We start from the raw sequence: 13,853 nt of genomic DNA on the forward strand, positions 1-13,853 counted from the left end.
CTACGATCTTCCCTGGGAGATACGTTCAGGGAGCCGATGCGCTGAATTCTCTGGGAAAGGAACTGAAAAGATTCGGTGAAAACGCCTTTATTATAACCGATCCGTTCGTGTACGAGAACATAATTCCTTCTATCAAGGATTCATTGCTTGAAGAAGTCTCTGCCGAGATTATTGAATTCAGCGAAGAGTGTTCCGACGAAGAGATCGATCGGCTTTCCGACAAAGCCACAAGCAAGGCCGACGTGCTTGTCGGAATTGGAGGAGGAAAGACACTGGACACAGCCAAGGCTGTTGCTCACAACCTTAAGATTCCCGTGGCCGTTGTTCCAACCATTGCTTCAACAGATGCGCCTTGCAGCGCGCTATCTGTAATATATACACCTGAAGGAGAGTTCAAGAGATATCTCTTCCTCCCGAAAAACCCCGATCTTGTTCTGGTAGATTCCAAGGTTATCGCTTCCGCACCCGCAAGGTTTCTTGTTTCTGGAATGGGCGATGCTCTTGCAACCTGGTTTGAAGCAAGATCTTGCGAGATCGGAAACGCCAAGAACATGACGGGTAATCCTGGTTCGATGACGGCTTACTCCCTTGCAAGACTTTGCTACGAAACTCTATTGAAGTATGGAGAGCAGGCAAAGAACGCCTGCCAGGCACAGGTGGTAACTTCGGCTCTCGAGAAAGTCATCGAGGCCAATACTCTGCTGAGCGGCCTTGGATTCGAAAGTGGAGGACTTGCCGCGGCTCACGCGATTCACAATGGACTCACCATCTTGCAAGAGACTCACGAGTTCTTCCACGGAGAAAAAGTAGCCTTCGGAACGCTTGCGTCGCTGTTCCTTACTGAAAAGGATCCCGCTGTAATCGATGAAGTGTTCTACTTCTGTGAAACAGTCGGACTTCCAACAACGCTTGAAGGTATCGGGCTGGGGAACGCTACATACGAACAGCTGATGAAAGTCGCGGAGACTTCCTCCGCAGAAGGCGAGACGATTCATAACGAACTGGTTGAGGTAAGGCCCGAAACAGTATTCTCTGCTCTCAAGGCAGCGGACGCGTATGGGAAGTACCGCTTGCAGGAATAGAGACAAGTTTACATCTCATTAAGCCAAAGTCGCCGGGCCGATAAATCAGCCCGGCTTTAACTATGAAATAGTAGAATTGACGTTGGAAATTGCTGTGGTGGAGAGGCGAAAATGGAGAACAGAATGCGGAGATATGAGAGTGAAGAGGATTACTGGAAGCTGAGAGAGTTCCTGAGGAAGGTTTTTACGAACAATGGACTGCGCGAGTACTCCTGGCATGTTGCTAGACTCTACTACTGGCGTTGGCATGTGATGAAAAACTGTTTGAAAGTCTATTCACTGAATGGGCATAATATATTCTGGGAAGACGGCAACAAGAAGATTGTAGCGGCCGTCAACTGCGAGGGGTTCGGCGAGGTCCATTCTCAGGTACATCCGTTTTTGACTGCGAAGAGCTGGAAGAAGAGATGCTTGAAGTCTCGGAGAAGCACCTTTTTAGCGAGAATGACGGAGTCAAGAGGCTCTGGGTGTTCGCCAATTCTCAGGACAGAAGAAGGATAGAGATTTTGAAGAGAAGAGGTTATTCGCGAGGAGATTGGCCAGAACATCAGCATCGACGAGACTTGAAAGGTCAAATTGCAGAGGTCTCGATCTCAAAAGGTTTCGAAATCCGTTCTCTTGGAAATGCAGAAGAACTACCTTCCAGAAGCTGGGCCTCCTGGAGGGCCTTTCATCCTGACGAGCCGGACGAAGATTACGAGGGCTGGGAATGGTATCTCAATATCCAGAAGCAACCCCTGTACAGGAGAGATCTAGATATTGTCGCAGTTGCTCCCGGCGGCGAGATAGCCGGCTTCTGCACGATATGGTATGATGACGTCACCAGAACCGGATATTATGAGCCGGTTGGGGTTGTGCCTGAGTACCACAAGAGAGGTCTGGGAAAGGCAATGTTAACAGAAGGACTCCGCAGGTTAAAGAGAATGGGTGCGGTGAGAGAATTTGTTGGGGGATATTCAGAGGCTGCAAATGCACTTTATGACTCGGCAGTCTCGACGATCTGTGACTTAAACGTACCCTGGTTGAAAGTGTTATAAGACTTCTCCACTGCAATACTCTGTATTTCCTGCCAATATTCTAGAGGACTTTGGAACAGGTAATGTACTTCTTTGCCTACAGTCAGGTCTGGTTGTATAATAATAATCCAAAACGGTTGCTGCATTAACTCACATAGTAGAAAGCAACCAGTATAGTGAAGGAGGAGTGGTTAGATGCCTGATAGAAGAAAGGTTCTGTCACTGGTTCTGCTGATTCTGGTAGCTTTTTCGAGTGCGTTGTTTTCCGCTGCTGGCAAGACTGTCCATACCCTTGTCATAATGGGTACAACAGACATGCATCAATACATTATGCCCTACGACTACATGGGGGACAAGCCAAATGAAAGTATAGGTCTTGCAAAGGTTTTCACGCTCATCGAAAAAGTGAGAGACGAAAACGCAAACACTCTGCTCTTCGACACAGGCGACTTCATTCAGGGAAGCCTTGTCGGAGATTACGAGGCCGATGTGAATCCTCTTAAGGGATTCGACTTCCAGACCATCGTCCGTGCCTACAACTACATAGGTTACGATGCAGTCTCCGTCGGAAATCACGATGTTACTGACTTTGGCCTGGAATTCTTTGAACGCGCGAAAAGCAATTCGATTTTTCCCTGGGTATCAGCAAACATAAGGCTTGCAGATGATCCCAAGGGATTCTTGACCGACCCATACGTAATTCTCGAGAGAGAAGTCGATGGAATCCCGATCAAGATCGGTGTGATCGGCTTCACGCCACCTCAGATTATGAGCTGGGGAAGACGTCATCTTGAAGGCAACGTCTTCACACAGGGTATTGTCGAACAAGCAGAAAAGTACATTCCTATCCTCAGAGACCAGGCAGACCTCGTAATTGCAGTTGCCCACACGGGAATCTCCACAGATGAAATAACCAGTTATGACGCTCAGGAGAACGCCGCCTATTATCTCGCTCAGATCGAAGGTATTGACGCAATGATTCTTGGTCACCAACATTCTCATTTCCCTGGGGATTTCGCAGACATCGAGAGCATCGATAACGACAAGGGCCTAATCTTCGGTGTTCCTACTGTACTTCCGGGCTCTTGGGGTTCACACTTAGGTGTAATAAGTCTCGACCTCGCCTATGACTGGAATACGGGAGAGTGGGAAGTGTTAGATGGTTCGGCAGCTCTTGTTCCCGTTGACGCCGATGTCGAAACTCATCCGCTTCTGGCTGAACTCGTTTGGCCGAAGCACGAAGCGACGATTGAGTATGTAAGAACTCCCATCGGCTGGACCGATACTGAGATAACGTCTTACTTCTCAAGAATAATGGACAATCCTGTCACTCAGATCATAAACGAAGCTCAAATATGGTGGGCGGAGCGTGAATTTGCCGGTTCCGAATACGAGTGGCTCCCAATTCTCAGCGCTGCTGCTCCATTCATTGCCGGCAGACAGGGCCCGACATATTTCACACACGTTCAAGGAGACATCTCGATCGGCTCAATTACTGACATCTACATTTACCCGAATACTATATATGTGGCAAAACTTAACGGCAAACAGATAAAAGACTGGCTTGAGGCGGCCGCAAGTAACTTCAATCAGATCGACCCGTCGTCTGCAGAGCCGCAACATATAGTCAACTACGATTTCAGGGAATACAACTTCGATGTGATTGAAGGAATAGAATACGTTTACGACATTACTAAACCCGTGGGTCAACGGTTGGTCTCTGCCGTTTTCGAAGGCAATCCGCTTAATGCGTCAATGGAGTTCCTGGTGGTGACAAACAACTACCGAGGGAGTGGAGGAGGAAATTTCCCACATGTAGCCGATAACGTTATACTTGCCACAACGGAGATAAACCGGGAGGCAATAATAAAGTACATACAATATATTGGCGAAGTAGATCCCGCCCCCACGAACAACTGGAAGATTCTTCCCATCGAGACCGCCGGACCTCTTCTCTATCGATCTTCTCCAGAAGGTCAGGGATACGTTGAGAGGAATGCAATTCGCGGAATAGATTTCTTAGAGGTTGATGAGGCAGGATGGGGAGTCTACAAAGTAGACCTGTTTGAACTCGCTGAATACCTTGAAGAGACAGCTCTGCAGGAAGTCAATTAGCTTGCTTTCTGAATAAAGGGCCCCGCGAAAGGGGCCCTTCTTATTTGTCTTTCTGCTGCGTTTGGTTCGGAATCATTTTCAGTCAGCCGGCTTTCAATTTCTACTAGAGAGAGATGCTTTCCAGCTCCGAAAGAAAGTAGTTCTTGTCCTGCTCTTCCTCGATTAAATCGGCTGTTTCTCTTGCCAGTTTTATGTACTCATCCATAAGGTCACGTTTTCCTGCAATCATGTAGGCTCTCGCAACGGCTTCATAGCCAAAGGCAAGATCGAAACCACTTATGGCATTGTCGGTGCAATATTTCAGCGAAAGCTCACCATGATACAAAGCTGACTCTGCCATGTTAAGCAAAGAATAAACCCTGGACACTTGCCACTCGCCCCTCGCAAATTCAATCGGGGTACCCACCACACCCCAGTGAAAGCGTGATGCGTGAGCGGTGTGTATCATAAGAAGGTCATCTTCTGCAGTTCTGTCTTTCTTGTCTATAAGGTCCCATGTAAGGTTGAAGTTCTCTATCGCCTGCTTTTTGTGCCATTCGTGCTCCGTAAGCTTTTCAGAATCCATAGATAACCATCCTTTCCGAGGTTATTATTCCTTCCTCCCGCGTGTCAATTCTATCACTGGCAAAAAGGTGGGCAATGAGCTGGATCGACTCAAGAAGAATGCAAAGTGGTCAAGAACTAATTTTGCAATGATAATCTTTCAGCAAATTGAAAGCCCTTATCGTTCAGTCAATAAACAGTGAGGGTTTCTTAATATACTTGAATATTTCAACACCCAGAAACCATCAATCCTGGAAGGAACTTCAATCTTTGATTCTTAAAGAAGACTCATGAGGACTCTCATTCTATCCGAAGCTATCAAAGAGATTTAAAGACTGATTATGTGAGACTATGTTTCGAGCGTTACATCAAGATCCACCCATTGAGAATAAGAGATCAAGAGCATCGATAATTCTTTCAGCTTTGTCGACCACTATCAGCTGAACGCCGGTTTCCTCCGAGAGCGCGGAGAAATACTCACTCGGTCCTTCCGGTGATACCAGAATTATGTAGTCGGCTTTCGGCATAAGCAAGTCGAAGGACTGCCTCGGATCGTTGTCTGGTGAAGTGAAGCCACCTTCAATATGAATGGCTACAACAGGAACTCCTCGCGCTTTCGCTATCGATACGAGCTCCTCTATTCTGGAGATCTCCTGACCGACATCGATTTCCTCAACGCCGCATACGGTATATAGATCCCCCTCGACCATGGCACCAGGGGCAATAAAAAGTGTTCCGGGCGCGTTCTTCGAGTCGAGCCTCTCGGTGAAGTCTTCGGGTTTCAACTGAAGGATGTTCTCGTAATCAATTCCGTGCATTTCACAGACTAGNNGCGAGAACGTCTGATGCAGCACCGTCGCCTATCGCCGTTGCAATAATCGGGGCTCTTGCTAGAGGTTCCAGATTTCCTGCAAAAAGCGGTGATATAAGAAACGCAACTAGTAAGGCTGTAAATAGCACCGATATTTTTGGTTTCATAGATTTCCCTCCATAACATTTAAGAGCTGTGACCAGATCGATCTTAAGAACTGTTCCTTCCGATATCTAAAACAAAGTTCTTAATATGACCAATTTTATCAAATTTAATCATTTTTTGAACGAGAACACAACTCCTATCTAGGTCTATATACTGTTCGTCTTCGCCAAAGATTCTCTGCCCATTCACTCTAGAGAGTTTGTTAATCTTCTCTAGGAAAAATGAGAATTTGTATAATGGAACAACTTTTATCGGATTTATCTAACGATGTTGGGAGGTCTATATGATATAAGAGTTTGATAGTATTGTTAGGATTTGCCTTATTTGCGACGGCACCAGTTTTCGCTCTTGAGAAGAGTTCGGATTACTACACCACACAGAACGAAACAAAGTCAAAATGGAACTTACAGTTACATTCGATGAGGCCAGAGACACAATCCGGATATACTACCCTCAGATAAATACAGGTGAGAAACTCTACGGATATATTGAAGAAATAGACATTCAAAGAAAGTTCGTGGACTGCGTAGAGATGTTCTTTACAGGCTTTGAAAGCAATCTCTTATACAGAGATCTCGATCTGGTGGAGCAGAATCTATAAGGATTTCTACTTCGGTAACCTTGATCCACTGAGACTTGTAGTTCAGAATTCAGTTCACATGATGCCAGAAGAAAGTCCGAAGGATGTTCAGCCTCTGGAGAAGGTAATGCAGTTCCTGTTTGTGGAGAGCGAATTCGAAAACGAAAACCTTGAAGTCGCGATCTGATAACCGACATTTTCACAATCAGGGCTCTCCCGATGAGATAAGAATCCAACACCTTGGAATGGCATTCCCATATTATTGGCTGAGGCTAGATAAAAGTCTAATACTCGTTGGACATCAGAAAAGAGGTGGAGATTGTGAAAAAGGGCATCTTTCTCGCAGTTATCGGGGCGGCAATGATTATTGCTGGTTTGTTCCTGCCGATAGTACGTTTCCCCGGAGGAAGCGAAGCGACCTTTTTCAACGGCGGAGATCTGTATGGAGCACTAACACTAGCAATTGCTATCTTTGCAGGTATAATGGGAATCGTGAAAGTGAGATCGATGGTCTTTCTTTCCGGGCTTGCTTCGATTGGGGTTGTAGTAGCGAGGTTGATTACCGTGATTAAGGACCTGCCCGACGAGAACTCCTTGAGAACTCAGTTTAAAGAGCTTATCCAGAGCAATGTTCCCGGTAGTTCTGGAGAGGAAATAGCGAATATAATCGGCGGACCGCAAGTTCACTGGCTTGGGTGGACAATCCTGCTTGCAGGAGGAGTTGTGGTTCTTTTCGCGCCTTCATTTCGTCAAAAAGATGAAGGGCTTATCCCCCGCTTTGGTCATGATTTTCAAGCGCTAACAATGCGACGCTCATGACATAATCGAAATGCTTATGCGAACTGAGTAACATCATGGCTCTAGAGTCAACTGGCGGTTGACAGCAACGCAAGATTGTTTAAGCGTTCTAGATTTGTTCTAATGGAATACTGGATCATTTCAATTTTGAAATGACTACTGGAGGTATTCGATGATTCGAACAGACAAGTACCCAAACTGTGGCTCGCTGGACATAGGAAAGGGTTACTGGTCAGGTTATGCAGCGCTAATGCCTTTCGGAAAGCCTCTTTCGATGGGCTCTAAGGTAATCGTGCGCGTCTGCAGAGAATGTGGACATATCTTCGATCTCCATGCAGAAAAACCCGAGAAGTTCTGATTTTTCCTTTGGGAACTCCATATAAGCTTCAGATCAAATACCTATTCACAATCCTTAATAAGCTTCCCGGAGATAACCAGATATCTTTGACCAAACCCCTTTAGCTCTTTCAAACTGTTCGTAGTGTTTCTCAACGGACTTATGGTACTTATTCAGCTCTCTGGAAATGTTGTAGAATGAATCGGTACCAAAGTACGATGAAATGCAAGGTAATGTTTCCCTAAGGTCGATTTTCATCTCTTCGATTTTCTCTGAATAGTTATCGCGATTAGTTATGTAGAGAAGCAGAGGCTTGTATCTTATCCGGACAATACAGGACCTGTAGAAACGCCTTACTATCCCTCTCGAGTCGGCTCTTATTGGTCTGAGACTGTGGGGAGAACACCCATCAAAACATGGTTGTATGTCGAGAAAGCGTTGTGAAAGGCGTAACGTGGAACTTTCAGCACCTTCCTGTCACTCAGGCAGGTACTCAAGAAAGTATCTTCGCCTCGTGCTCCAGGGGGATTATAGAAGGGAAATAGTCTGCTCGGGTCCTTAAGATTCAAACAGAGGTTCGATCCTGAGATAAACTTCGCATGATTTACCTCTTCAACTTCAAAGACTTCACCACTGTTCAGTATGTCCGGATCGGCGCACGAGACTCCTCCAGGTACTATAAGTCTTCTAAGGGTCTCCCACTTAACTATGTCATTACTTATCGCCTCAATAAACAGTCTGAACGTATCTTCCGGTAGCGCTGGCGAAAACTCTATGAATGGGATCGGCGAAATGTAACCACAGTGATAACCGTAGGTGATGTCGGCCCGGTCAATTTAATTCAAATCCGTTTTCAAAACATGCTGGCCTATCCACGAAACGGAACCCATGTTGTTCATAACGGCAACTGGATACTCATCATCATCAAGATAGAGAAGGCAATCTATGTGATTCTTCAGAGCAGTGTAAAGAACGATGTTTCTCTGGGAAGCGTATCCTTTTCCAAAAACCAAAGAAGCTTATTCCGAATCGACAATCCCGCGCTTAATGAGCTCCCTCTTTTCTTCCTCAACTTCCTTCTGACCCATGAAGTGTTTGGAGAACAGTAATTCGTTCACACTGGAACTGATCCTGGTGTAATTTGCCTTCTTTGTATTCTTGTAGTCCAGATCATACGCAACAAATAGATTCAGGGTTAGTTCTTTTCTGTCAACCAGTTCAGATTCTTTCCAGTTGTAGACGTAGCTGCGCAAAACCCTCTGAAAGTGTTTTCTCCCAGTTGCAAAATCGATTCCGACCTTCATTCTTTCGTCATTCAAATAGCTTTCTCCTCCAAGAGTTCACAATTGTCTCTTAGAACACAAGAGCAATTAAGATCCAAACGATTCTAGGATGAGTAGCATTCTCGAAAAGAGGATAACGCAGTCATTAAGTCGGAAAATCAGGCATGTGAAATTAGACCAAAACTCAACTTAACGAGATCCCTTGAGGCATTCAATCTTGTTATTGACGTAACCTGCTCATTCAACTAACCAAACCCATAATTACTCTGCTGCTTCCCTGCAGTTGCGATGGCTACCTCCTGTGACACCCGGGAGAGCAGTACTTGCATCCACACACATTGGGATAGATATCACTTGCCTTCCTTACTGCATCCTGACAGTTGTCAAAATAGCCAAGGTAAGTCCTCGACTTTATCCTCACCATCTCAACGCAGTCCCTTGTGTGAACCTCGTAGTCCCCAGAGTGCATAGCGCTGTCACCAACATAGTAGTGTTTATAAGACATATTTCATTCCTCCTTATTCGAGTTACGGAAAGAGCCAGAAGAAAGAGTGGAAGGCTGTGATTACTAAATGAGAACCGTGCTTCAACGATCCGGCCTTGTGAGAAATTGTCCCGTGGCTTTCATATAAAGTTTAGCACAAATTCATGTTTATGTTATCACAATTCACTACTTCATCTCTGTTGGTCAATAAGTTCTCTTTAAGACTTAACGAATCAATGCCTAAGCTGAAGTTCAATTGCCAGGGTAAGTCAAGATACTGGTCCTTTTATGGCCGACTTGGAAAACTAACCGGGTATAGATACTATAAGCCCTTTGTCAAATTCAGGAAGAGACTCTTGTAATGTACAGGATCCGAGAATCCTATCTTCTCTGCTACCCCAATTGAGGCTGAGTTGCTCTCTCTGCAGTGCCATTCGGGCCTGAGCCCTTTATCAACGCAATCTCTTACGCAGAGCGCTGACGTAAGAGAGCCGAGACCGAGCCCCCGAAAATCCCCTGGGTCTCTAGCCCCAATTTCCACGCTCTCCAGAGTATATCGTGATACACCAAGCGACTATCTGGTTGTTCTTCACCACGCAGTATCCTATTCCTGAGCGCAGAAAGGAGCAAGTATCCGGCCAGAAGGCATTGAACCAGCCGGTCTGCCCTTTGAGCGATCTGTCCTCCAGCGCTGTTTTCACAGTCATGATCTCAAAACCGGTAGGTGGCCGTTTTCTCTCCCTCAGCTTCACGGAATTATAATATCTCCTAGGCATCTCATCTACTTTGTCTCCCAAGAGATTAGCGAGCTCGTATTTGCACTCTGAAGATTGATCAAAACTGATTATCAGACCTGGAGTACCCCATTTCTTGAAGCCGGGGATGATTTCCTTCTGTAGAAATTCGGACAGCTCAAGTAATTTGAGTAATCACCTGCTGCTTATAGAACATTTGTGAGAGGCCATATGACTGCCAGATTTGGATTTGTGAAATCATTCGAATATACGCGACCGATTGTATTTCCTTCTAAAACAGACCTTACAGCCAAATGGGATTCAAAAGAGTTAAAGCGGTCAGCCACAATCGAGTAGTTGGGTTTTTCGAGCAGGAACGATCCATCTCCCCGTTTTCGGAACACTTCTCTATTCGATTATGCAACAACCTTTGAGACGGATTTGTTACCACGAGATTGCAACCAGTGAGGTGGGATAATTGAGAGGCGTAAGAAGTGTCGCTTGCCACCGTCTATGCCGTAACTGAAAAGCCCGTTTCCAAAGTTTGCAGTAAAGTATATGGTTTTTCCTACCAGTACAAGTCCTGTTAAGTTGGACGGCAACTCTTCGGCAAAGGCAATATAGTACTCATTTTCTCCCTGATCAAAGTATATGGAGCTGAGCTTTCCGTATTCAGATCTGGCAATTGGCAGAATTTCGCCCGTTTCCATTAGGTATTTAAGAACCGTATCCTGTCCGTTTGTCGAGAGAACAAACGTTCTTTCGTCGAGGAAAATACCGTACGTATTCTGAAGCAGGTTATCCGTATCGTAAAGCAAACCAAACTCGCCTGCAGATTTTCTTTTCATATCATAGAAAGTCATGGTATCTCTCTCGTTGTCAATCTTTTTCATCCAAATCCAACTGCATGTATTCGTGTAGAAGAAAAACGATTGACTACCTTTCCATCAACAAGTGAATATTCATTGTAATAGTCATAGAGGTTGTTGTTCCATATGGAAAGCGCTGTGTTCTGTGTAGTAGAGAAGAGCTCCGTAGCTTCTGGTGTTATTCTTATAATCCCGATCTTCGTTCCAGCATAGAATACTATGTCTTTTTCCTCGTGGATCAGGCACCTAGAAAACTTCTGGGTATCAGAAACACAAAGATTACCGCCAATCATATTCTGGCTTTCGTTTCCCCACCTCCATTTGGGTAAAATCATTACATATGACGAACAGAGTTTTCATAGCTAATCGATTCCGTGCAAACAATTATAGGATTTACTGTCTCGTTTATTTGCCTCAGTCAGACAGAGCTGTCAACTTCTAACCGAATAATCAAGCATGACTATTGAAGAGGTTTTTTTGAGCTTTTGAGAGAGCCTTTCTGACTCTTCTGGCTTTTCAACATTATAATGAAGACACAAATAACCTCTTCTATTTGCCACCAAGGAGGTGCCAAGATGAACATCAAGAGGCTTCTGCAGTGCCCCGGGTGTGGTTCTTCTATCATAAGTAATGAAGATGCTTTTGAATGCACCTCCTGTTATCGGAGATTTCGAAAACGAATGGAAGTATTGGATTTCCTTCTGTCGGGTGAGGATCAATGGGTGTTGGTCGGAAAGGGTTTTATGAACGGTCAGGAGGAGCTTGAAAGGCGTTTCTTTGAGCCTTCTGAGGATGAGCTTTCTCCGGCTGACAGATTGATAAAGGCTACCGCTCTCTGGTATCGAGGAGAATTTGACGACTTCCAGAGACTTCTCCGACCGTCGAGAGAGGTCCTTTACACAGAAGAATACAACCAAGCGATGACCGAGAGCCTCAATCGTACCGTTTAACTGATCAAGAATGAACAGGGCTTGGTCCTCGATCTGGCAACCGGAATGGGCGGACTGCTTGAAGAACTACTGTCTTCTACCGAAAAAGAATACTTGGCTGTCGATATTAGTCCTTCGAGCAGCTTCGGGCTTCTCCAGTACTTGCGTTACAGAGGCTGGGGAGAGAGAGTTGTTCAAATCATTGCTTATGCAGCAAATCTCCCGCTCAAAGATGACTCAATAGATGTCATCGTAAGTGCCGTAGGGTTTCAAAACATGCAAGATTCCAAGAAAGTCTTCAAAGAGGTAAGAAGTGTCTCGAAAAAGCTGATAGCGCTTTGCATCTTCTTTGAAGACGGTGATCCAAACCTCGCTCATGTGAGTGACAGAGGCCTTCACGTCTCGAAAGAATTCGTAAGGGGCCTTGAAGAGGCTGGCTGGAACTCGAGGGTTGAAAACTCCGTTCGGGCAAGAGCCGAACCGACACCGCAGTCGGGAATTCTTGGCATAAGACCGGATATGCTTCCGATAACTTCTACAACAATTGAATTTACCACTGTCATTGCGAAGTAATCCACTCTTGCTCGATAAGTCGACTGTTAAAAGCATTAGGTGACCATAGTATCGAATCTTGGCTTCTCTTAGGCGAGTTCTGGTCGCTCGAAATCGGCTGTTGCAAACGAATTGTTGAAGACTCTTCCGCGGGTCTCCCTACTATCTCCTGCCTTCTTCTCTGTCGCTTTTCGAACCTTTACTGCTGTACAATCTAATAAGCAGGAGGTGGGTCGAATGACCAGAAAAATCACAAGCATACTATTCGTTGCGTTTTTTGCGTTTTCCTTGGTTTTTGCTAATAGCGTCTGGCTAGCTATCTTTCCCGAATACTCGGATAGTCCCCTTGAATGGATGGCTCCCGGACTTAGGCTCAGCTACAGGGTAAGCACTGCCGTGATGAAACCCGGGGGAGGGTTGTCGGATACCGGCGGTTCCGGCGTAGGCCTCTATCAGATGGATGTTGTGGCATTGGAAGAAGGATCCTTAGCGCTCTTACAAACTTATTTTATGGAGATGAGGGGCGGCTATTATCCCAGTCTTTCATTTGGAACTATAGAGAAACCGGGTGTTTCCGACTTGTGGTTAAATCCAGCGGTTTTCAACGACTTGTCGAAATTCAACAGCGATAATACGACTGCTGCGGAGATGCCTATTCAATACGGCGGGCAGACGGTGCAGGCCGTCAGGATTGAATCGAGAGGAATAAATGCTAAACACGTCTATACTTATGACCGAGCCTCAGGTATTCTTCTTTATCTTCTGACTCAAGCTCAATCGGGGACAGATATACATCAAAACATAATGGAGTTTCTTTCTGCTAGATATGTTGAGCTCCCCTGGTTCAACTCTCAAAGGCCCTCCTGGAAATTGACGACCACGTCATATTCAGGAACTTACACGATCAACATACCCGGCTCATATACCACTCCCGCACAGACTCAGGTTACGATAACTCCGGTAACATCCTCGCTTTCCTGGGATTACGTAAAAATGACAATCATGCAGTACGGAACCCTTCCGGGGGAATTTCATACCGTAACCGGTGTGGCTCAGTTGAACGGTCCGATATGGCTTTCTGCTCAAGCCCTTAATTCGCTCACAAAGGTACAGGACATCGATCGAGATCCCATCACGAATGTTGTAACCAGTGTGAGCTACATTGGCAAGCTTCAAGATGGAACTGAAGTTATNNATGCTTCAACAGACAAACGGAACGTACGCCAATCAAAACGTTTACGATCGAAAAACCGGTCGTCTTCTTTATACAAAGCAGATGAGCCCAAACAGTCTTGACTATAATGTGACCGAACTCTCAATTGCAGGCTATTGAAACCCAACAAGTTTGAGACTTAGATAGCCGAAAATGAGGCTTAGGAAAAGTGTTATGGAACTCGAAATCGTGAATACTGCGGGGTATCTGAGGTTTCTGCCCCAATCTTTCACGTAGATTCTATAAGCAATCAGATTAGCCAGAGAGGCTATGATAGTGCCGCTACCTCCAATGTTCACGCCCAGAAGAAGTCCTTTGTTGCTCTCGGTAAACGAGGAAAAG

General features: G+C 45.5%; 16 protein-coding genes and 2 pseudogenes. 9 read left to right on the forward strand and 9 right to left on the reverse strand.

Annotated elements, in window-relative coordinates; translation table 11 throughout:
* From B3N33_RS04955 to B3N33_RS04970, 4 genes are all read left to right on the forward strand, one after another.
* Positions 1 to 1,082, forward strand: a 1,082-nt coding sequence (locus tag B3N33_RS04955; RefSeq protein WP_292592355.1) for a glycerol dehydrogenase, incomplete at its 5' end; no start/stop codon positions are given.
* 111 nt (positions 1,083 to 1,193) lie between these two features.
* Positions 1,194 to 1,583 carry a hypothetical protein gene (locus tag B3N33_RS04960; RefSeq protein WP_292587866.1) on the forward strand — a complete coding sequence of 130 codons (390 nt, stop codon included), beginning with the start codon at positions 1,194 to 1,196 and terminating at the stop codon, positions 1,581 to 1,583.
* Positions 1,550 to 2,119 (forward strand): GNAT family N-acetyltransferase, encoded by a 570-nt coding sequence (locus tag B3N33_RS04965; protein ID WP_292587869.1) that lies wholly within the window; start codon positions 1,550 to 1,552, stop codon positions 2,117 to 2,119. The genes B3N33_RS04960 and B3N33_RS04965 overlap by 34 nt, the downstream gene beginning before the upstream one ends.
* A gap of 174 nt (positions 2,120 to 2,293) precedes the next feature.
* On the forward strand, positions 2,294 to 4,213 hold the full coding sequence (locus tag B3N33_RS04970) for a bifunctional 2',3'-cyclic-nucleotide 2'-phosphodiesterase/3'-nucleotidase (protein WP_292592357.1): 1,920 nt from the start codon (positions 2,294 to 2,296) through the stop codon (positions 4,211 to 4,213).
* 103 nt (positions 4,214 to 4,316) lie between these two features.
* Here the strand turns inward: B3N33_RS04970 and B3N33_RS04975 are convergent, their stop codons facing one another.
* Positions 4,317 to 4,778 (reverse strand): hypothetical protein, encoded by a 462-nt coding sequence (locus tag B3N33_RS04975; protein ID WP_214059973.1) that lies wholly within the window; start codon positions 4,776 to 4,778, stop codon positions 4,317 to 4,319.
* Positions 4,779 to 5,124: 346 nt separating this feature from the next.
* A complete protein-coding gene (locus B3N33_RS04980; protein ID WP_292592359.1) occupies positions 5,125 to 5,574 on the reverse strand; it encodes a DUF6305 family protein in 450 nt (149 codons plus the stop codon).
* Between the two features lie 706 nt (positions 5,575 to 6,280).
* On the opposite strand from B3N33_RS04980, the gene B3N33_RS04985 reads away from it, so the two are divergent.
* From B3N33_RS04985 to B3N33_RS04995, 3 genes are all read left to right on the forward strand, one after another.
* Positions 6,281 to 6,499, forward strand: a complete 219-nt coding sequence (locus tag B3N33_RS04985) for a hypothetical protein (protein ID WP_214059971.1) — start codon at positions 6,281 to 6,283, stop codon at positions 6,497 to 6,499.
* A gap of 134 nt (positions 6,500 to 6,633) precedes the next feature.
* Positions 6,634 to 7,131, forward strand: a complete 498-nt coding sequence (locus B3N33_RS04990) for a hypothetical protein (RefSeq protein WP_292587875.1) — start codon at positions 6,634 to 6,636, stop codon at positions 7,129 to 7,131.
* 151 nt (positions 7,132 to 7,282) lie between these two features.
* Positions 7,283 to 7,468 (forward strand): transcription initiation factor TFIIIB, encoded by a 186-nt coding sequence (locus tag B3N33_RS04995; protein WP_292587877.1) that lies wholly within the window; start codon positions 7,283 to 7,285, stop codon positions 7,466 to 7,468.
* A gap of 815 nt (positions 7,469 to 8,283) precedes the next feature.
* Here B3N33_RS04995 and B3N33_RS05000 read toward each other — a convergent pair.
* The 6 genes and pseudogenes from B3N33_RS05000 to B3N33_RS05025 form a co-directional block, all read right to left on the reverse strand.
* The gene (locus B3N33_RS05000; RefSeq protein ID WP_292587880.1) at positions 8,284 to 8,460 is read right to left on the reverse strand and encodes a hypothetical protein; all 177 of its coding nucleotides are present in this window, start codon (positions 8,458 to 8,460) and stop codon (positions 8,284 to 8,286) included.
* Between the two features lie 6 nt (positions 8,461 to 8,466).
* Positions 8,467 to 8,766 carry a hypothetical protein gene (locus B3N33_RS05005; protein ID WP_292587882.1) on the reverse strand — a complete coding sequence of 100 codons (300 nt, stop codon included), beginning with the start codon at positions 8,764 to 8,766 and terminating at the stop codon, positions 8,467 to 8,469.
* 256 nt (positions 8,767 to 9,022) lie between these two features.
* The gene (locus B3N33_RS05010) at positions 9,023 to 9,235 is read right to left on the reverse strand and encodes a hypothetical protein (protein ID WP_214059969.1); all 213 of its coding nucleotides are present in this window, start codon (positions 9,233 to 9,235) and stop codon (positions 9,023 to 9,025) included.
* 301 nt (positions 9,236 to 9,536) lie between these two features.
* Positions 9,537 to 10,125 (reverse strand): annotated as a pseudogene (locus B3N33_RS12945) (GNAT family N-acetyltransferase).
* A 239-nt stretch (positions 10,126 to 10,364) separates the two neighbouring features.
* Positions 10,365 to 10,841 (reverse strand): hypothetical protein, encoded by a 477-nt coding sequence (locus tag B3N33_RS05020; RefSeq protein ID WP_292587886.1) that lies wholly within the window; start codon positions 10,839 to 10,841, stop codon positions 10,365 to 10,367.
* Positions 10,838 to 11,110, reverse strand: a complete 273-nt coding sequence (locus B3N33_RS05025) for a hypothetical protein (protein ID WP_214059788.1) — start codon at positions 11,108 to 11,110, stop codon at positions 10,838 to 10,840. The genes B3N33_RS05020 and B3N33_RS05025 overlap by 4 nt, the downstream gene beginning before the upstream one ends.
* A gap of 282 nt (positions 11,111 to 11,392) precedes the next feature.
* Here B3N33_RS05025 and B3N33_RS05030 point away from each other — a divergent pair, with 282 nt between their 5' ends.
* Both B3N33_RS05030 and B3N33_RS05035 read left to right on the forward strand, forming a co-directional pair.
* Positions 11,393 to 11,767, forward strand: coding sequence for a hypothetical protein (locus tag B3N33_RS05030; RefSeq protein WP_214059787.1), 375 nt, complete (start codon positions 11,393 to 11,395; stop codon positions 11,765 to 11,767).
* A gap of 21 nt (positions 11,768 to 11,788) precedes the next feature.
* Positions 11,789 to 12,319: a class I SAM-dependent methyltransferase gene (locus B3N33_RS05035; RefSeq protein ID WP_214059786.1), complete on the forward strand. Its 531-nt coding sequence runs from the start codon at positions 11,789 to 11,791 to the stop codon at positions 12,317 to 12,319.
* A 1,305-nt stretch (positions 12,320 to 13,624) separates the two neighbouring features.
* On the opposite strand, the pseudogene B3N33_RS05040 reads toward B3N33_RS05035, so the two are convergent.
* Positions 13,625 to 13,853: pseudogene (locus tag B3N33_RS05040) on the reverse strand (anion transporter); the annotation flags it as partial.

Source organism: Mesotoga sp. UBA5825 (assembly GCF_002432955.1).
Taxonomy (GTDB): domain Bacteria; phylum Thermotogota; class Thermotogae; order Petrotogales; family Kosmotogaceae; genus Mesotoga.

Coding starts and splice junctions, on each gene's coding strand:
- B3N33_RS04970 (WP_292592357.1), top strand. CDS start 2,294: ATGCCTGATAGAAGAAAGGTTCTGTCACTGGTTCTGCTGATTCTGGTA.
- B3N33_RS05020 (WP_292587886.1), bottom strand. CDS start 10,841: ATGAAAAAGATTGACAACGAGAGAGATACCATGACTTTCTATGATATG.
- B3N33_RS04975 (WP_214059973.1), bottom strand. CDS start 4,778: ATGGATTCTGAAAAGCTTACGGAGCACGAATGGCACAAAAAGCAGGCG.
- B3N33_RS04980 (WP_292592359.1), bottom strand. CDS start 5,574: ATGCACGGAATTGATTACGAGAACATCCTTCAGTTGAAACCCGAAGAC.
- B3N33_RS05030 (WP_214059787.1), top strand. CDS start 11,393: ATGAACATCAAGAGGCTTCTGCAGTGCCCCGGGTGTGGTTCTTCTATC.
- B3N33_RS05025 (WP_214059788.1), bottom strand. CDS start 11,110: ATGATTGGCGGTAATCTTTGTGTTTCTGATACCCAGAAGTTTTCTAGG.
- B3N33_RS04960 (WP_292587866.1), top strand. CDS start 1,194: ATGGAGAACAGAATGCGGAGATATGAGAGTGAAGAGGATTACTGGAAG.
- B3N33_RS05010 (WP_214059969.1), bottom strand. CDS start 9,235: ATGTCTTATAAACACTACTATGTTGGTGACAGCGCTATGCACTCTGGG.
- B3N33_RS04995 (WP_292587877.1), top strand. CDS start 7,283: ATGATTCGAACAGACAAGTACCCAAACTGTGGCTCGCTGGACATAGGA.